The sequence below is a fragment of the Patescibacteria group bacterium genome, assembly GCA_034660655.1.
GTDB lineage: Bacteria > Patescibacteriota > Patescibacteriia > JAACEG01 > JAACEG01 > JAACEG01.
Window position 1 is genome coordinate 1 of record JAYEJU010000012.1, and the last position, 19,318, is coordinate 19,318.

The window sequence follows — 19,318 nt, forward strand, 5'->3', positions numbered from 1 at the left end:
TTTTTTGTTTTGAAAAATGGAAGAGGGGCTGGGGGTGAATTCCATTTTTCAAAACTCCTTATTTTTTTTCAATTTGTTCAATCAATGCTTTTGCAACATGCCATATTAAAACTGGTGGTATTGCATTTCCTATTTGACGATAAGCGTCTGCTTCACTTCCGACAAACTTAAATTTATCAGGAAAAGATTGTATTCTGGCAGCTTCAAGCGGTGTAAATCTTCTATATAATTCTTTTTTGGGATTAACAAGTAAAACAGGATCTCTTGAATTTAAGCTTACTTTTGCTAGATGAGAAGTAACAGTTAAGCATGGTTTTTCTAAATCTTGCCATAAGCCTCTCTTCATATTGTTCTTAGCATTTTTCATTCCCTCAACAGCTTTTTTCGAGAAATAATATTTATCATCTTCTGGAATTAATGAATCAATAACTTTTTTTAATGGAACCCAACCACTTTGTTTTTCTTTTGGATTTTCATGAAATATGTTATCGGGAAAGACAAATTTTTGATTGAAATCTTTTCTTATGCCAACAATAAAAACGCGCTGTCTTTTTTGTGGAACCCCAAAATTTGCAGCGTTTAATAATTTGTAACTCAAGTTGTAGCCTTGATCTTCAAACTCTTTTAATACACTTTTAAAAATTTTACCTTTTTTTAATACCATTAGACCTTTTACATTTTCGGCAATAAAGGCAATAGGCTTTTTTTGTTTCAAAATTCTAGCCATATCTTTATATAATTGCCCTCTATCATCAAAAGGATTTTTTGTTGGGTTGACTGTACTAAAAGATTGGCAAGGGAAACCACCTATTAAAATATCAATATTTGGAATGTCTTTTTCTTTACAATCAGTTACAGACCCAATTATAGCTTTGTGCTTAAAATTATTGTTATAGGTATTTATTGCTTTCTGATCTATGTCTATCGCATATTTAATTTCAGTTGGTAGTTTGTCATATTTTTTATCAACAAATTTAAAACCACCTAAAACACCTAGGTCGCTACCACCACAACCACAAAAAAGTGAACCTATTGTATATTCTTTCTTTTTCATACTTTTTCAAAAGTTAAATCAATAGATTTAAGTGAGAAATCCAGTCTGTAATTTATTGGAGTACACTTTACTAATCGTTCCTGATTTTTCAGATATGGGTTCTTAATTACATAAACAATAATTTTTTCTGGGGTAAAATAGACCCTGTAAATTGAAAAAGAATTGGAGTGTTGTTCTGCTGCAATCCATTCATTTCTTGTTAGCGTGATGGCGTCTATCCAACCGTCAATTCCCTCATTTGGAACTGTAACTCTTTTTGTGGACTTAACTTCAATATAATGCACAAATTCTGATTTTTCAGAACCGTCTGCAAAAATTGATTGTATGTCATATCCAAGACCTTTTGTTTTGCCGAGTAATAATACTTTATTAGTAAGTCTTTTATCATACTTTTCGACTTTTTCTTTTTCGTAAGTAAATACAAAACTTTCTCCATCATCTCCAAGTGCTATTTTATCAAAGTCGGAAATTTTTGGAGCTTTTTCTTCAATATTAAACTGAATTGCATTGATCGATGTGCTAAATAGCTCTATGCCACCCTTGTCAACGCTTGAAAAACAAACTTGCCAATCATGCAATAATCTCTTTCTGTCCTCTATGGAAGAAAATGAATATTGATATACATCAAAATTTGGCTTTTTGTCATGAAACGATCTTATATAATCAATTGCAACTTTTTCGTAGGGATTTAAATAAATTACTTTATGATCTGTTCTAATTAAATTTGCAAGTTCAAGTAGGTTTAACTGTTCATTTATATGTTGCATTGAATAAGATGAGGCTTTTCCATCATCTTGTACTTTAACGATTTTACCTAAGTTTCTATACTCAATAATTTTTTCATATACTTGAATAGGTGGCACAATAGATTGCAAGACCTCAAGACTGTTCAAGACAAAATAAGCAATTTAATCTTTTGTTATTTTAGTGTTATTTTCTTTCGCAATATTTAAGAGTTCTAAAATAAATGGGAATTGTCTAATAGAAATATTTTGAGATATTTTTTCTTCAATAGTGTGAATACTATCCATTCCATTTGGAAATTGAAATTTTACACAAATATCTTTAAAAAATGCTGGTTGATCTTCATTTTCTAAAAACCTTAATGTGCGTTCAGAGGGATATACAGTATTATCACTATCGTAATAATACATACCAAAAAGTTTACCTGCTATTTCAGTTCTGTGGTTATCTAGAGTTTTCTTTGTTCCGCCTATTATTCTTTCAAGGTATTCATTAAATATTCGAGGAAACTCGTCTTTAGAGCATGGGCAAATCTCTTGAATAATTTTTGCGTATTTTGGCAACAAATTATCTAGGTCTGTTTTTGCCTTACCTCTTATTATTGTGCATCTAAATTGTATTTCTGGATTAAACATATTGGTATTATAGAAGTTTTAAAAGGTTTTTTCCAATAACTTTTCCAAGTATGGGAGGGACTGCATTTCCTACTTGTTTTAGTTGATCATTTTTCTTCCCACAAAAAATAAAAGTATCGGGAAAAGATTGTATTCTGGCAGACTCTCTTACAGTTGGCACTCTATTAAATTTATAATGAAAATGATGATTATGTCCTGTATCAATCGTAAAACTTGGTTTTTTACTATTTAATCTTGTCCAAGCAATATTTACTTTTCTTGTGTTCTGTAAATTTTTTGGTAAATCTTTATAGTTTCCTCCGTCTGGAACAAGTGAAATTATTTCCACTGTTTTTTCAGTATGTTTTGTTGTCTCATGATTGAAAATTTTTATTGAATTTTCTCTTATCATTTTTTGATATTCTGATTTCGGAAAATGAGGGTACAAAGTACCGTCTTTAATTTCGTTTTCTGGTAAATCACTAATGGCTTCAAAAGCAGTTATTTTATTATCTTTATATTTTCCTTCTGGGAAAGTAAAACTTTTACCATTTTGCAATCCGACAAACACAACTCTTTTTCTGTTTTGAGGCACTCCAAAATCAGAAGTAAGCAAAATTTTATAAACTACTTTGTAACCTAATGCTTCAAATTCTTTTATGATTTGATCTTTAACTTTTCCATTATTCATGGCTACCAAATTTGGAACATTTTCCATAATAAAAGCCTTTGGCTTGAAATATTCAACAAAGGAAACAAAAGATTGATAGAGTTTATTTCTCGGATCGTTTGGATTTCTTTTTCCTGAAATTGAAAATCCCTGACATGGAGGACCACCAATAATCACATCAAATTTTCCATTGATTTCTTGAGGTTTAACTTTTGATAAATCTGCACATAAAACCTCTGAATTTTTATGATTATTTTTAAATGTTTTCAATGATTCTTCCCAATTATCTATGCCTAGTGAAATTTCAAAACCAGCCTGTTCAAAGCCAAGAGATAAACCACCGCAACCACAAAATAGATCTAAAACTTTTAAATTCTTTTTTGCCATTTTTGTTTTCGTATTTCCTTGCATAAAGTAAATAAGTTAATCATTTGTATTGTATCTATTTTCTCTTTATAAATAAATCGTTTTCGGAGCGATAGCGGAGAAAACACCTTTTACCCCCCCCTCTTAAAAAATTAAAAAAATCAAATTCCTTATTTCTTAAAGCCCATCAAAAACATTTCAATAAACAAATTTTTCAAAAATATGTCGCCTAACATTTTGCATATCAGATGTTTTGCGAAGCGTAGCGGAGCAAAATATGGGAGAGGTCTCTGTTAAGAGACCGAACCTGATATGCTGTGTTAGCTGATGTATTCCTTTTCTTTCCCCGATTCTTATCGGGGTTGTTTTAAAAAATTTTCAAATTTCTTTGTTTATTTATTAAAATTCCTCGAGTAATTGGCCCAAAATAACCAATGCTCGGGGCTATACTGTTGTTTTTTTGGAATTTAATCAGAGCTTCTTTTGTTAGTCTGCCGAAAAACATTGTTTCTTCTCCAGGAGAGCCAGGTCCTGATTCAGTCAGGATAGAACCATTGTTATTAAGGTAGATCTGCAATTGTTTTACATCACCTCCGGTTGAACCAAGAAATAAGTCGCGGGTAAATTCAGTCTCAGCTTTTTTATACTCTTCTGTTTTTTGATCCTTAATTTTTATTATTTTCCTCTCTGGGTAGGTGAGGTTGCTATTAATAGTTATAATCTCATCCCAATTATAATTAAAGTAATTGAACGTTTTTTCATCGTAGATCCAGTGCTTTACCCCGTCCGTTAGCAAGTAGATCTTTGGTGAGTCTGCATACTTGATTAGTTTGTTGTTACCAAAAGACTGGAATGATAGTTGCTCAAAAGTTAGGTCAATCCGGTTAACTAATAGTTCATTGTAGGTTAACTTAATATCATTAATATTATCGTTGTCTAAGTCAATGTGTTGGGCTTCTTCAATGTCCAGTTCTAATATTTGATGATTTGGTGTAATTTCCACTTTAATTTTTTGGCTTATCATGTCTAAATTAGCTATTTTTAGATTACATACTTGAGCCTCTTGTGTTTTACTGACTACGGCACTAAATTCTGCGGTTGAATCTATAAACATCAAAACATTGATTGGTGTTTGGTTAAATTTATGTATAGGTTTTAATTTATACATGGGAATAAAAGTATCAGTCTGACCAATACCAATCGACGGAAGAATGATACGTGCCCCACCACCAGAAGCATTACATGTACCGTCTGAAAGAGTATATCCATCATTGCAAGTAGCCACCCCGCAGGTTGGGTATGCGTTGTAGGTGGCGGTATTATCTATTGTTGGGCAGGTTGGGGTTATGAATGCCCAAGAAGTTGTATCAGAAATACCAGCATAGCTATTTCCTGTCGCATCATCAAAGGCTGTGGCATCTATTTGGATATAATATTGTGTTTCATTATTTAGGTCAGAAGTGGGATCAATAGTGATTTCAGCGGTTCCAGAACCGGAAATATTAGATGTTACGTCAAACTGTTCAATTTGCGTGCCGTCTGATTTGTATAAAGTAATATAGCCCGATTCAGCATCAACAGCTTCATCAAAGGTAGCGACTATGTTAGAATTAATGGCCACACCAGTGGCACCGTCTGCAGGTGAGAGGGTGGAGACAGTGGGGTTGGTTTCATCCGCTGTAGTAAAGCTATATGTGGTGCTATTTGAAATACCAGCATAGCTATTCCCTGCCGTGTCGTCAAAGGCTGTAGCATCTATCTGTAAATAATAACTTGTTTGATCATCTAAATCAGCGGTTGGATTGATGGTTATTGTGTCTGTTCCCGACCCACTTATATCTGAGGTAACATCAAATTGCTGGACCAAAGTATCATCTGATTTGTATAATGTTATATTTCCGCTCTCTGCATCTACCGTTTCAGTAAAAGTAATCACAAGGCTTGAATCAGTTGCTACGCCGGTAGCATCATCCGCCGGAGTAGAACTAAGTAGCAAAGGATCACTATCTTGTGTATTTGTAATGATAATATTTGTACTATCTTCAACTGTTGCAGTCTCACCTCCTAAGCCACCATATTCAATAACATAATCAAGAGCATGAACAGGAACATAATCATTCCATCCACCTGAATTACTAATTGCTAAATAATTTTCAAATCCCGCATCTCCCTGATTTACATTATTTGGCTCTCCTACGTTCCAATCTTCATAAAATCCCGGAACAACACTTCCTCCTAGTCCTCCAGTCCAAAACTTTGTTCCTGCTTCAGGCCCCGTCGCCCATTCCCATTCACCCTCTGAAGCTCCTTCTGCTACTGCGTCTGAAGCACCATACCATGCGTCAGACCCTTGAGGCACCTTTGATTTAACAAAATCATTTTCACTAGAGCTGGTAATTGTTGCTAAATAACCAGTTAACCCATTGAATGAGCTAGAAGATGCGACAATTTTTGCCGCATCCCAATTTAAACCACTAGCTGATAGTTTATAGTAATGCCCATTATCTGGATTATAAGCAGCCCCGGTCGGAGTTGCAGATGCTTCTAGCGTGGTAGACGAACTTCCGCTTCCTTGATAAGAAAGAGTTGCAAGTGCATTATTAACATTAGTTTGTGAACCTTCAAAAGCAATTGTACTACTACCAGTCCAATCTCCAGAACCATATCCTGTTGGAGCTGTTAATCCAGTTGAAGTTGTTATTTTTATAGTTCCACTTGTTACCGAAAGCGTGATAATAAGATCTGTAGAAAAACCACTCACTGAGGAAGTTGTTCCCGAAGAAGAAAGCAGTACGTAGGATGTTGTATCTGCTTCCAATGTAGAGGGCATCGTAATCGTTGCCGCATGTACATTACTTTTAAGTATAAAAAAACACATAAATGATAATACAGAAATTAATATTACTCTGTTTATTGTATTATTTTTTATAAAAGTTTTTATCATAAATTTTTTGATTATAATATGTGTCATTATATCATTTTTGTGGAAACAAATAAAATATTTTTTAAAACAATTGGGCGATAGCCCAGAAAAGAAAAGGAATATTTCAGTTAACAAGTTATATGCGAATTAGTTGATTCATTATTTTAAACAAGCTAAAATAATTATATAAACTTTAAATCATAAATAGTTTATGAAACAAAGTGATTATTATCCAAGCCAAAATCCAATTTTAAAATTAAAACAAGAAATGAAACTGCGAGGCTTTAGCCAAAAAACTGTTAAAAGCTATTTATATTATATCACAGAAGTTTTAAAATTTGCAAATAAAAATCCAAAGATAGTTAATACAAAAGATATTAGAAATTATTTGGAAAAATTGGCGGATAATAAACAATCAGCTTCAACTTTAAATACAGCTTATAGCGCTTTGAAATTTTATTTTGAAAAAATTTTATATCGTCGCTTTTTTGTTAATATTCCGCGAGCGAAAAAATCAAAAAGATTGCCTGAGATTTTTACTAAAAGCGAAGTTAAAAAAATATTATCAACTATTCAAAATGTAAAACATAAATTATTATTAGGATTGATGTATTCTTCGGGATTAAGAGTTTCTGAAATAGTTAATGTTAAAGTTAGGGATTTAGATTTTGAAAATAATATGTTAAAAGTTAGGCAAGCCAAAGGTGCGAAAGACAGAATAACTATAATGTCAAAAAAAGTGGTTAATGTTTTAGAAAAATATGTAAAAAACAAGAAATTAAATGATTATGTTTTTGAAAGCACGCAAGGAAGCAAATTAACCGAAAGATCTGTCCAAAAAGTATTTACACAAGCGTTTAAAAAGTCTAAAATAAAAAAGCAAGCCAGTTGTCATAGTTTAAGGCATAGTTTTGCGACCCATCTATTAGAAAGCGGAACCGACATTAGATATATTCAAGAATTGTTGGGACATGCCAGAATAGAGACTACACAAGTCTATACTAAAGTCGCCGGCAATAAAATCAAAAACATCAAAAGCCCGTTGGATTAAGAATTTATAATATAATTTGTAAGAATCAAGAGCATTGTTTGCACTTTTTGAAAAATTCTTCTTGGTTGTCATTCCGAAAAGTATAATTTCTCGACGAGCTTGCGAGTCGTAAGAAATTAACTTATCCGGAATCTACGCTATATATAACCACAAATCAATTAAAGCTATAGATTCCGGATAAATGATTTTATAAAAGCTCGCAGGCTCGCTTAGAAAATCTATTTTCTGGAATGACAAAAAGTGTAAATAATGCTAGTATATCTTACATATAATTTTATGTCATCAAAAATATTTTCAGCAGCAGCTGTTGGTTTAGACAGTGAATTAATAGAAGTAGAAGCTGATATTTCGGGCGGACTTGGTAATTTTATTATTGTTGGTCTTCCAGACACTGCCGTGCAGGAATCAAAAGAGAGGGTTAGAGCCGCTATTAAAAATAGTTTTATTCCTTTTCCGCAAACAAGAGTGACAATAAATTTGGCGCCTGCTGACATAAAAAAAGAAGGGCCTGCTTATGATTTGCCAATAGCAATCAGTATTTTGCTGGCAAACAATAAAAGATTTTTACCAAAGTATGATTTGAAAAAATCTGTTTTTATTGGTGAGCTTTCATTAGACGGATCATTACGTGGTGTTAATGGAATATTGCCGATTGCCATAATGTGCAGAGATAGAAAAATTAATACTCTGTATTTGCCAAAAGCTAATGTTAAAGAAGCGACTTTAATAAAAGGCGTTGAAATAATCCCTGTTGAAAATTTAAATCAATTAGTCAAACATTTAAGTGGAATTGAAAAAATATTGTCTTATCAATGTCATGGAAATTTTTTAAATCAGGAAAAGCAATATGCTTATGATATGGCGGATGTTCGCGGTCAGGAATACGCAAAAAGAGCAATGGAAATCGCGGCGGCTGGAGCGCATAATGTTATAATGGACGGGCCTCCAGGATCTGGAAAAACTTTATTAGCGCGGACAATGCCGTCAATACTTCCTAAAATGACGTTGGAAGAAGTATTGGAAGCTACAAAGATTTACAGCGTGTCAGGCAAATTAGCAAAACGCAAACCATTAATAAATATTCGCCCGTTTAGAAATCCGCACCATACTGCTTCTTCTGTTGCTTTAATCGGCGGAGGTTCGTGGCCAAAACCAGGCGAGATAAGTTTGGCTCACAGAGGAATTTTATTTTTGGATGAGTTTCCTGAATTTAATCGTCAAGTGTTAGAAAGTTTGCGCCAGCCATTAGAAGACGGAGTCGTGACTGTTTCGCGTGCGTCCAATAGTTTAGAATTTCCTGCTAAATTTATTTTAATCGCGGCGCAAAATCCATGTCCTTGCGGTTACGCAAGCGATCCTGACAAAGAATGCGTTTGCTCCCCCGGTCAGATTATGAAATATCAGCGCAGGATTTCAGGTCCGCTTTTAGACAGAATTGATATGCATATTAATGTGGAAAAAGTTAAATTGGAAAAATTAACCTCAGACGCAAAAGGCGAAAAATCAGAATTAATAAGAGAAAGGGTGCAAAAAGCGCGGAATATGCAGAATAAAAGATTTGAAGAAATGAATATTTTTACTAACGCGGAAATGAGTTCGCGACAAGTAAAAGAGCTTTGTAAATCTGAAGACCAAGCGTTAAATCTTTTGAAAAATGCTGTTCAGCAATTTCATTTGTCAGCGCGTTCTTATTTTCGGATGTTAAAACTCGCTCGCACAATAGCTGATTTAGCGGAAGAAGAAATAATCAAAATTCAGCATATGGCAGAGGCGTTGCAATACAGGCCAAAAACGGAATAAATTTATTAAAAAATAAAAAGCAGGAAGTTTTTAATGAACTTCCTGCTTTATTTTTGTGGGCATACGTGGACTCGAACCACGGACCTCGTCCTTATCAGAGACGCGCTCTAACCAGCTGAGCTATATGCCCCAAAATCACTTTAACATCTAAACACACTAATATTTAAACATTTTAAATATAATTTTTATTTGAATTAATTTTATCAAAATTTTTTAAAAAAGCAATTGTTATTGTCTAAAATAATTTTACATTTTGATTTGTTCTGCTAGAGGCGGACAAGCATTTTGAGTTTTGATTTTTGCATTTTGAATTCTTACTAATAAACCCCGCTATCGCGGGGTTATTTTTTAACAACTAAACAGCAACAAGTAGATAACATTTTTTAATGTTTTGATTTATCTAATCTCATAGACAAGTAATAATCTGATTTCCCCAAATATAATTTGGGGCGACCTATAATGATTAGTAAAAAAATTATATAAAATAATTTTTTACTAATATTTTCTCCCTAGAAAGGAGGTGATCCATCCACAGCTTCCGCTACGGATGCCTTGTTACGACTTTGTCCCTGTTACCAGCCTTACCTTCTTCCGCAATACTGCGGAATTCGGGCACTGCCGGCTTCCTTGACATGACGGGCGGTGTGTACAAGACTCGAGAACGTATTCACCGTGACGAGGCTGATTCACGGTTACTAGCGATTCCAACTTCATGAGGGCGAGTTGCAGCCCTCAATCCGAACTGAGACCAGTTTTGATGGGATTAGCTCCACCTTTCGGCTTGGCAACCCTTTGTACTGGCCATTGTAGCACGTGTGTAGCCCAAGGAGTAAGGGCCATGCTGATTTGACGTCATCCTCACCTTCCTCCCAGCCCAAAACGCATTTCGTTTCACTCATGTTTAATTTTTAATTTTATAATTTTTAATGTTTAAATAAATTTTAATTTTTAATGTTTAAAAAATTATTTAAAAATTACAAAATTAGTAATTAAAAATTAAAGCACGAAGTGCGCTTAGGGCTGGGCAGTTCTCTAAGACATAGTAACTTAGAGTAAGGGTTGCGCTCGTTTTCGGACTTAACCGTACACCTCACGGCACGAGCTGACGACAACCATGCAGCACCTGTCACCGAGTTCCTTGCGGCACTCCCGCATTTCTGCAGGATTCTCGGGATGTCAATCCTTGGTAAGGTTCCTCGCTTGTCGTCGAATTAAACCACATGCTCCACCGCTTGTGCGAGTCCCCGTCAATTCCTTTGAGTTTTAAGCTTGCGCTCGTACTTCCCAGGCGGGATACTTAAGATGTTAATTTAGGTAAACAACACTGACAGGGTCGAAACTGCCAATGTTTAGTATCCATCGTTTACGGCGTGGACTACTGGGGTATCTAATCCCATTCGCTCCCCACGCTTTCGTATCTCAGCGTCAGACATGTTATAGCAAGCTGCCTTCGCATTTGGTGTTCCTGCTGATATTAATGGATACAACCCCTACACCAGCAGTTCCGCTTGCCTCTCCCAGTCTCAAGTCTAGCAGTATTATTCGCAGCCCTGATGTTAAGCATCAGAATTTGACAAATAACTTACTAAACCGCCTACATACTCTTTACGCCCAATAATTCCGGGTAACGCTTGGGGCTCACGTATTACCGCTGCTGCTGGCACGTGATTAGCAGCCCCTTATTCTTTAAGTACCGTCGTGTTTCTTCCTTAAAAAAAGTCCTTTACACTCCGAAGAGCTTCTTCAGACACGCGGCGTCGCTCCTTCACGCTTTCGCGCATTGAGGAATATTCTTGACTGCAGCCTCCCGTAGGAGTTTGGGCAGTGTCTCAGTCCCAATGAGGCGGGTCGCGCTCTCACGCCCGCTACTCGTCATAGCCTTGGTAGGCAATTACCCTACCAACTAGCTGATAAGCCATAAACTCATCCCAAAGCGTTAAAACTTTATTTAAACAATTTATATTGCTTAAACATATCGAGTATTATCCAGCCTTTCGGCAGGTTATTCTCGTCTTTGGGGTAGATTATTAATGTGTTACTCACCCGTTTGCCATGCCGAATAAATTCGGCATTAGACTTGCATGCCTTAGACACGCCGCCAGCGTTCACCCTGAGCCAGGATCAAACTCTCAATAAAATATCCAGTTAAAGATTAACTGGAAAAAAGTTTAAAATCCAAACTAAAAATAAAAAGAAATTATTACTTGTTGCTGTTCAATTGTTAAAGTTCTCAAATAAAAAATTGATAAAAATAGATTTTTATTTTTATTATTTTTAATATAAATGATAACTAAAAAAATGTCAATAGTGTTTGCGAAAAAAATTTAAAAATTTTATTATTGACTTTTAATAAAAAAAATATAAAATAGAATTTAATTGCGGGTATCGTATAGTGGCTATTATATCAGCCTTCCAAGCTGAGGACACGGGTTCAATTCCCGTTACCCGCTCCATCAAAATAAAGTACTCAAAATTTATTATATGCTTTACGATGTTATTATTATTGGGGCAGGACCTGCTGGCTACACGGCGTCTATTTACGCTTCACGATATAAATTAAAAAATTTGATCATAAGCAAAGAACAGGGCGGGCAAATTAACGAGGCGCATTTGGTTGAAAATTATCCAGGATTTATTAGCATTTCAGGGACAGAATTAATGTCTAAGTTTAAAGAGCAAAGTGAAAAATTGGGCGCTGAAATAATTTTAAAAGAAATAAAAAGGATTATAAAAGAAAAAAATGATTTTGTTGTGATTACTGAAAATAATGAAAAATATTTTGCCAAGACAATTATTTTAGCAATGGGAATGGGGTATAGAAAATTAGAAATTCCAGGCGAAAAGGAATTTATAGGCAAAGGAGTTTCTTTTTGTTTTGTTTGCGATGGCATGTTTTTTAGAGACAAAACAGTAGCTGTTATTGGAGGAGGAGACAGTGCCGTGACAGGCGCTGTTTATTTAGCTGATATTGCCAAGAAAGTTTATCTGATATACAGAAAAGAAAAATTAAGAGCAAGTCCGTCGCAACAAGAAAAAATTAAAAATAGTCCAAAAATAGAATTAATATTAAATACGAATTTAATGGAAATCAAAGGAAATAATATTGTTAAGGAAATTATTTTAGATAAAGCTTTCCAAAACAAAAAAACACTCGCGGTTGATGGAGTGTTTATAGAAGTTGGATCTGTTCCAAATTTCGCGCTTGCAAAACAGCTTGGTATAAATATTGACGATGACGGACGTATAAAAGTTGAAAAAAATCAATCAACAAATATTAAAGGAATTTTCGCTACAGGCGATATTACTGACGCGTCTAATGGGTTTCGGCAGGTTATTACGGCTTCTTCTGAGGGAGCAATAGCTTCCAGCGCGGTTTATAAATTTTTGCAAGAAAAAAAATAAATAATAACTATAAAATTTTTAATTCATCAGCTGACGAATTAATTTTCAATTTTTTTTATATAAAATTATGTTAAATTATAAAAATTTATCAGAGCAGGATCCACAAATAATGGACGCGATAAACAGTGAAGCAAGAAGGCAATCAGAAGAGATGGAACTGATTGCTTCTGAAAATTATGTTTCAAAAGAAATTTTAGAAGCAATGGGAACGGTCTTAACAAACAAATACAGCGAAGGTTATCCTGGGAAAAGATATTACGGTGGGAATCAGAATATTGACGATATAGAAAATATAGCAATAGAACGGGCAAAAAAACTTTTTAACGCGGAACATGTGAATGTCCAGCCGTTGTCTGGCTCGCCTGCTAACGCGTCTGTTTATATGGCTTTTTTAAAATCTGGCGATAAAGTGCTTGGCTTGAAATTAGACCATGGAGGACATCTTTCGCACGGACACCCAGTTAATTTTTCAGGAATGCTTTATAATTTTGCGCAATATGAAGTTGACACAAAAACTGGCAAAATTGATATGGAAGAAGTAAAAAAAATAGCTAAAAAAGAAAAACCAAAAATGATCGTTGCTGGATATAGCGCTTACTCTCGAGAAATAGAATGGAAAAAATTTAAAGAAATAGCTGATGAAGTCGGGGCGTACACTTTTGCTGATATAGCGCATACAGCCGGTTTGATTGCTGCAAAACAAATGGATAATCCAACTCCTTTTTTTGATGTCATTACAACAACGACGCATAAAACTTTGCGTGGACCAAGAGGGGCAATAATAATGTGCAAAGAAAAATTTGCTAAACAGATTGATAGAGCTGTATTTCCAGGAATGCAGGGCGGTCCGCATGATCATATTATCGCTGCAAAAGCGGTAGCTTTTGGAGAAGTTTTAAAACCAGAATTCAAAGATTATGCAAAACAAGTTATTGCTAATGCGAAATTTTTAGCTCAGAAATTACAAAATTTAAATTATAAAATAATTTCCGGAGGGACTGATAATCATTTGATGGTAATTGATTTAACAAATAAAGGATTAGCAGGGAAAGAAGCTGAAAATATTTTGGATAAGGTTGGAATTTCCATTTCTCGTTCTACTATTCCTAATGATCCAAATCCTCCAATGAGTCCTTCAGGAATTAGACTTGGAACTCCAGCAATTACTAGCCGTGGAATGAAAGAAAAAGAGATAAAACAGATAGCGAATTTTATAGATCAGGCAATACAGAATAAGAACAAAGAAGAAAAATTAAAAGAAATAAAAGAGGAAATTAAAAAAATTTGTTTAAATTTTCCAATACCAAGCGTATAATCAAAGTTCAAAGTTTAAATAGTTCCCCCTTTGAAAAAGGGGGATTTAGGGGGATTTTATAATCAAAAAATTTAAAAATCCTCCGACTTCCTTTGTTAAAGGAGGAATATATCAAATTAAAATTTATGATTTTGCGAGGGGACAAATTAGCAAAAGAAATAAACAAAGAAACTAAAAAGGAAATTCAAAAATTTAAAATAACGCCGGGACTGGCTGTTATTTTAATTGGCAATAATCTAGCTTCTAAGCTTTATGTTGAATTAAAAGAAAAAACAGCCAAACAAATTAAAATAAATTTTTATAAATTTTATTTTTCAGAAAAAGCGAAAGAAAACGAAATTTTAAAAATCATTACAGAATTGAATCAAGATAAAAATGTTAGTGGGATTATTGTCCAGCTTCCTTTGCCAGAAAAATTTAATACTAATAAAATTGTTCAATGTATAAATTCCAAGAAAGACGTTGACGGGTTTCATAAACAAAATATAAAAAGTTTATTAACAAAAAAATCAAAAATAATTTCTCCTTTGATTTTAGCTGTTATTAATATTTTAAAATCAACTAAACAAAATTTATCAGATAAATCAGCAGTAATTATTTCTAAAAATAAAATTTTTGTTAAACCTCTTAAAATAGTTTTGCAAAAAGAAAAAATAGCTTGCGAAAAAATTGAATGGGTAAAAGAAATTAATAAAAAAACAATTGAAAAAATTGAATTGGCTGATATTGTTATTGTAGGCATTGGAAAAGCAAGAATTTTGAAAAAAGAAATGATTAAAAAAAATGCAATAGTAATTGACATTGGCATTAACAAAGAAAACAATAAAGTCGTTGGCGACGCTGATTTTAAAAATTTAAAAAATAAAGCGTCTTTTATTACGCCTGTTCCCAAAGGAGTTGGGCCGATGACTGTCGCGATGTTGATGAAAAATGTTTTAAAATTGTCGCGATAATGCATTGACAATTTATAAATTTATAATAATATTATAATTCAAAGTTCAAATAGTTTTCCCTTTATCAAAGGGGGACAGGGAGGATTTTAAAATTAATTTTCAATTTACAAATTATTGTTTTGTTGTTTAAAAAATTAAGTCATTAAAAATTGTTTAAAAATTAAAAATTAGAAATTGAAAATTTTATATTATATACGCGGGATTAGTATAATGGTAGTACAGAGGTCTCCAAAACCTCTGGCGGGGGTTCGATTCCCTCATCCCGTGCTAATTTACTTGATTTTTTATAAAAATCATTTATAATCTTGATATATTTGTTAACCATTTTTATTTATATGCCGAAAAGAACTTTTCAGCCGAACACAAGGCGAGCCAAGAAAAAGCACGGTTTTAGAAAAAGAATGTCAACTAAGGCTGGGCAAAATATTTTAAAAAACAGAAGAGACAAAGGAAGAGAAAAATTAAGCAAATAGGTCTAATAAACAATTTGCTATTTTTATGTTGCCTAAAAAAGAGCGATTACAACACAGAAGAGACTTTGACAATGCTTTTAAATCTTCAAAAGGCGTTTTTACTAAAATTGTCGGAATAAAATTTATTGCCAATGGTTTGGAAAATTCCAAATTTGGAATAATTGTTTCCAATAAAATTTCCAAAAAAGCTGTTGTCAGAAATAGAATTAAAAGGCAGATCCGCGAAATTATCCGTTTGAATTTAGAAAATATTAAAAAAGGTTTTGATATAGTTATAATTATAAGGATTGGAATTGTTGGAAAAAAATATCAAGAAATTGAAAAAAATATTTTAAATATTTTTAAAAAAATAAAATTATTAAAATAAAAAAATTTAATCTTCCTTTTTTTATTAAAAAGAAAAAGCCCTGGCTTAAAAGTCAAGGCTTTATTTTCAAATTAGACCAGCTTGCTTTTTAAAAAAGCAAGATTAAGAAAACAAAGTTTTTTTAGGAATATTTTTTTTTGTAAAAAATAACCACCCCCTTAAATCAGTTACTGCTGTTGACTCACAATTTGGGCAGCGGAAGCATCCTGGGCAATATTCCTCTAATCTTGCGCCGCAAAAACAAGTTTTGACATTTTTTGTTATTATTTTCATGTTTTTCTCCTCTTCCTTCTTTACTTGTTGAAATTCATTGGGCGTCCATGGCGCCGCGTACAATTTTTTTTCGGGCATTTTTTCCTCCTTTGAATTTGTAAAATGTGCGTAAAATAAAACCGACTCCTTAGGAGCCGATTTTTTGTATTTTATTTTTGTTATTACTTATTTATTCAATACAAAATTTCTGACTCCGAAAGCCGCTGAAAAACCAAAAGCTGAAAAAATAAAAATTTTGTATTAAGATGTTTTTCATATATTTACACAATAACATAGTAAATATTTACGTCAAGTATTCCAGGCCTTTTTTACGGCATTTGTTACAGCAAGATGCGTTTTAGGATTAAGAATACTTGGAATAATATTATTTTTATTTAAATTTTTAACCAAATTCGCGAGAGTGTAACTGGCTGAAAGTTTCATTTTTTCTGTAATTTTTTCAGCGCGCGCGTCAATGGCTCCTCTAAATATTCCTGGATATGCTGAAGCATTATTAATCTGATTTAAAAAATCAGAACGCCCAGTCGCCACAATATACGCGCCTGCCTTTTTTGCCTTGTTTGGCAAAATTTCAGGATCAGGATTTGCCATGGCAAAAACAATCGGTTTTTTGTTCATCAATTTTATCCATTCTTTTTTTAAAATATTAGGCGCTGAAACCCCGATAAAAACATCCGCGTTTTTTAAAGCATCTGGCAGCAAGCCATTTTTAATATTTTTATTTGTGAATTTAGCAATTTTTTGTTTATGTGGAATTGATTTAATATCTGATCGTTGATTATAAATAATTCCTTTGCTGTCGCACACTACAATATTTTTCGCCCCAGCCATTTTTAACAGTTTCCAAATCGCAAATCCGGCCGCGCCAGCTCCGCTAATTACGATTCTAATCTTAGTTAAATTTTTTTTAACAATTTTTAAAGAATTAATCAACGCTGACAGAACAACAATAGCTGTTCCATGCTGGTCGTCGTGCATTACTGGGATTCCTATATTTTGCAAATTGTTTTCTATTTCAAAACAGCGAGGCGCTGAAATGTCTTCTAAATTTATTGCTGCAAAATTCGGCGCGATGTTTTTTGCGATATTTATTATTTCTTTCGCGTTTTGAGTTTTAACACAAATCGGGAAAGCGTCAATATTCACGAATTTTTTAAAAATTACTGACTTGCCTTCCATCACTGGAATAGCGGCATAAGGCCCAATATTACCTAATCCCAATACCGCGGAACCGTCGCTCACAATCGCGACTGAATTTCCTTTCATTGTCAGTTTATAAGCGTTGTTTTTGTCTTTATAAATTTTTTTGCTGACTTCGGCGACACCCGGCGTATAAATAGTTGAAAGGTCGTTTTTATTTTTTATAGAAACTTTTGGCTTTATTTCAATTTTACCATTATATTTTTTATGCAAAGCAATTGATTTTTTAAAATAATTCATAGTTGTTATTTTATTTATTTTATTATAATATTAAATTACCTTAAATATACTAAAATGTCAAAACGAAATTTAAAAAATAATTTATTATTATTCTCGTTTATCCCAAGACAAATAATTCTTAAATTAATAAAATTTTATCAAAAGACTTTTTCTTTTGATCATGGATTTTTAAAAATATTTTTTCCAAATGGATATTGCCGTTTTAGACCGACTTGTTCTGAATATGGTTATGAGGCAATTAAAAAATACGGTATAATTAAAGGAGGGGTAATGGCGCTTTGGAGAATTATAAGATGTAATCCATGGAACAAAGGAGGCAATGATCCCGTTAAATAATTTATTTTAATTTATGGTAAAAATATTAACAATTGATGTTGGCGCGACAAAAATCAGCGCTGGCATTGTTTCTAAAAGTAAAGTTTTAATTTTTGAAAATTTTAAAACTGATATAAAAGCTGATAAGCAAAAATTTTTAAGCGATTTGAACGATATAATTGAAAAATTTATTTCAAAAGAAATAAAAGGAATAGGAATTTCATTAGCGGGACAGGTAAATTGGTTTGATAATATCGTTGATATAAGCCCTTTTTTTAAAAAAGGAATAAAAAATTTTTCTTTAAAAAAATATTTAGAAAAAAAATATAAGTTACCTGTTGCTATTGATAATGACGGGCATTGTTTCGCGCTAGCTGAAGCAGTATATGGCGCTGGTAAAAAATATCAAAATGTTATAGGCGTTGCGATCGGAACTAATTTGGGATGTGGTATAATTATAAATAAAAAAGTTTATCGCGGATCACAAAATATGACTGCTGAATTTAGCCATTTTATAATTGATAAGTCTTCAAAAATAAGATGTAGTTGCGGGAATATAGGACATTTCGCGAGCTTGGCAAGCGGTTCAGGAATGGTAAAATTATATAAAGAAAAATATAAGAAAAAAATATCAACTCAACAAATATATAAGGACTATAAAAATAAAGACCAAAAAGCAATAGAGATTATTAAAAAAACAAGCGCAAATTTAGGAATAGGCTTTGCAAGTATTATAACAATCCTTAATCCAGATGTTTTGATTTTAGGCGGAGGGCTTTTAAAAATCAAACCGCTTTTTAATTTAACAAAAAAACAGACTATTAAAAATCTGCCATTTAAAAAACTTAAAAAAGTTAAAATCTTAAAAGCTGAACTTGATTATCCGCATTTAATCGGGGCAGGATTGTTATTAAAGATTTGACATTGGTTTAAATGATTTCCTGTGAATTTCACAAATTCCGTATTTTTTAATCATTGCGCGATGATAAGCAGTGCCATAACCTTTGTGTTTTGCAAATCCGTAATTTGGAAATTTTTTCTCATAGGAAACCATTATTCTATCGCGAGTTACTTTTGCGATTATTGAAGCCGCTGAAATTGAACATATTTTTTCATCGCCTTTTTTTATTAAAATATAAGGAATATTATTTGTTATTTTTATTTTCTTTTTTAATAAAAAATCAATTAGTAAATAATTAGGTTTTTTCTTTAAATTTTTTATCGCTTTATTCATCACATCAAGATTAGCTTGGCTAATTCCAATTTTGTCAATTATTTTATTACTGATTATTTCAGCTGACCAACAAATAGCTTTTTTAATAATTATTTTATAAACTTTTTCGCGAGTGATAGGAGATAGCATTTTAGAATCTTTCAAATCAGGAATTTTAATATTCGCGGGTAAAACAACAGCCCCCGCGACTATTGGTCCGGCCCAAGATCCGCGGCCTGCTTCATCAACTCCGGCAATAGTTTTAAAGCCTTGTTTTATTAATTTGTTTTCATATAATGAATTTGGATATTTCATAAATTAATTATAATATAAAATAAAAATATT

The 19,318-nt window shown here is 32.8% G+C and carries 15 protein-coding genes, 3 tRNA genes, 1 rRNA gene and 1 pseudogene; 11 read left to right on the forward strand and 9 right to left on the reverse strand.

Going from position 1 to position 19,318, the window contains the following annotated elements:
- Positions 1 to 58: 58 nt before the first annotated feature.
- The 5 genes and pseudogenes from U9O55_00545 to U9O55_00565 all read right to left on the reverse strand — a co-directional run bounded on the left by U9O55_00545 (position 59) and on the right by U9O55_00565 (position 6,392).
- Positions 59 to 1,054 carry a DNA cytosine methyltransferase gene (locus tag U9O55_00545; protein MEA2088322.1) on the reverse strand — a complete coding sequence of 332 codons (996 nt, stop codon included), beginning with the start codon at positions 1,052 to 1,054 and terminating at the stop codon, positions 59 to 61.
- Complete coding sequence (locus U9O55_00550) at positions 1,051 to 1,632, reverse strand: DUF3883 domain-containing protein (protein ID MEA2088323.1); 582 nt, start codon at positions 1,630 to 1,632, stop codon at positions 1,051 to 1,053. The genes U9O55_00545 and U9O55_00550 overlap by 4 nt, the downstream gene beginning before the upstream one ends.
- Positions 1,633 to 2,433 (reverse strand): annotated as a pseudogene (locus tag U9O55_00555) (hypothetical protein).
- 7 nt (positions 2,434 to 2,440) lie between these two features.
- On the reverse strand, positions 2,441 to 3,493 hold the full coding sequence (locus U9O55_00560; GenBank protein ID MEA2088324.1) for a DNA cytosine methyltransferase: 1,053 nt from the start codon (positions 3,491 to 3,493) through the stop codon (positions 2,441 to 2,443).
- 322 nt (positions 3,494 to 3,815) lie between these two features.
- Positions 3,816 to 6,392, reverse strand: coding sequence for an Ig-like domain-containing protein (locus U9O55_00565; GenBank protein ID MEA2088325.1), 2,577 nt, complete (start codon positions 6,390 to 6,392; stop codon positions 3,816 to 3,818).
- Between the two features lie 190 nt (positions 6,393 to 6,582).
- Here U9O55_00565 and xerA point away from each other — a divergent pair, with 190 nt between their 5' ends.
- Positions 6,583 to 7,422, forward strand: coding sequence for a site-specific tyrosine recombinase/integron integrase (gene xerA, locus U9O55_00570; GenBank protein ID MEA2088326.1), 840 nt, complete (start codon positions 6,583 to 6,585; stop codon positions 7,420 to 7,422).
- Between the two features lie 276 nt (positions 7,423 to 7,698).
- Positions 7,699 to 9,222: a YifB family Mg chelatase-like AAA ATPase gene (locus U9O55_00575; GenBank protein MEA2088327.1), complete on the forward strand. Its 1,524-nt coding sequence runs from the start codon at positions 7,699 to 7,701 to the stop codon at positions 9,220 to 9,222.
- A 56-nt stretch (positions 9,223 to 9,278) separates the two neighbouring features.
- Here the strand turns inward: U9O55_00575 and U9O55_00580 are convergent.
- Both U9O55_00580 and U9O55_00585 read right to left on the reverse strand, forming a co-directional pair.
- Positions 9,279 to 9,352, reverse strand: a tRNA-Ile gene (locus U9O55_00580).
- Between the two features lie 383 nt (positions 9,353 to 9,735).
- Positions 9,736 to 11,359: ribosomal RNA gene (locus tag U9O55_00585) — 16S ribosomal RNA — on the reverse strand.
- A gap of 241 nt (positions 11,360 to 11,600) precedes the next feature.
- Here U9O55_00585 and U9O55_00590 point away from each other — a divergent pair.
- The 7 genes from U9O55_00590 (at position 11,601) to rnpA (ending at position 15,732) form a co-directional block, all read left to right on the forward strand.
- Positions 11,601 to 11,675, forward strand: a tRNA-Gly gene (locus U9O55_00590).
- 28 nt (positions 11,676 to 11,703) lie between these two features.
- On the forward strand, positions 11,704 to 12,624 hold the full coding sequence (gene trxB, locus U9O55_00595; GenBank protein MEA2088328.1) for a thioredoxin-disulfide reductase: 921 nt from the start codon (positions 11,704 to 11,706) through the stop codon (positions 12,622 to 12,624).
- 67 nt (positions 12,625 to 12,691) lie between these two features.
- Positions 12,692 to 13,939, forward strand: a complete 1,248-nt coding sequence (gene glyA, locus U9O55_00600) for a serine hydroxymethyltransferase (protein MEA2088329.1) — start codon at positions 12,692 to 12,694, stop codon at positions 13,937 to 13,939.
- 125 nt (positions 13,940 to 14,064) lie between these two features.
- Positions 14,065 to 14,892, forward strand: a complete 828-nt coding sequence (locus tag U9O55_00605) for a bifunctional 5,10-methylenetetrahydrofolate dehydrogenase/5,10-methenyltetrahydrofolate cyclohydrolase (protein ID MEA2088330.1) — start codon at positions 14,065 to 14,067, stop codon at positions 14,890 to 14,892.
- A 196-nt stretch (positions 14,893 to 15,088) separates the two neighbouring features.
- A tRNA-Trp gene (locus U9O55_00610) sits at positions 15,089 to 15,159 on the forward strand.
- Between the two features lie 68 nt (positions 15,160 to 15,227).
- Positions 15,228 to 15,365, forward strand: coding sequence for a 50S ribosomal protein L34 (gene rpmH, locus U9O55_00615; protein ID MEA2088331.1), 138 nt, complete (start codon positions 15,228 to 15,230; stop codon positions 15,363 to 15,365).
- 25 nt (positions 15,366 to 15,390) lie between these two features.
- Positions 15,391 to 15,732: a ribonuclease P protein component gene (gene rnpA, locus U9O55_00620; protein MEA2088332.1), complete on the forward strand. Its 342-nt coding sequence runs from the start codon at positions 15,391 to 15,393 to the stop codon at positions 15,730 to 15,732.
- Positions 15,733 to 16,293: 561 nt separating this feature from the next.
- On the opposite strand, the gene U9O55_00625 is transcribed toward rnpA, so the two are convergent.
- Positions 16,294 to 17,445, reverse strand: coding sequence for an NADP-dependent malic enzyme (locus tag U9O55_00625; GenBank protein MEA2088333.1), 1,152 nt, complete (start codon positions 17,443 to 17,445; stop codon positions 16,294 to 16,296).
- A gap of 99 nt (positions 17,446 to 17,544) precedes the next feature.
- On the opposite strand from U9O55_00625, the gene yidD reads away from it, so the two are divergent.
- Together yidD and U9O55_00635 are read left to right on the forward strand one after the other, a co-directional pair.
- A complete protein-coding gene (gene yidD / locus U9O55_00630; GenBank protein ID MEA2088334.1) occupies positions 17,545 to 17,781 on the forward strand; it encodes a membrane protein insertion efficiency factor YidD in 237 nt (78 codons plus the stop codon).
- Between the two features lie 13 nt (positions 17,782 to 17,794).
- A complete protein-coding gene (locus U9O55_00635; GenBank protein MEA2088335.1) occupies positions 17,795 to 18,682 on the forward strand; it encodes an ROK family protein in 888 nt (295 codons plus the stop codon).
- On the opposite strand, the gene U9O55_00640 is transcribed toward U9O55_00635, so the two are convergent.
- Positions 18,671 to 19,288, reverse strand: a complete 618-nt coding sequence (locus tag U9O55_00640) for a ribonuclease HII (protein MEA2088336.1) — start codon at positions 19,286 to 19,288, stop codon at positions 18,671 to 18,673. The two genes, U9O55_00635 and U9O55_00640, sit on opposite strands and share 12 nt — an antisense overlap.
- Between the last annotated feature and the right edge of the window lie 30 nt (positions 19,289 to 19,318).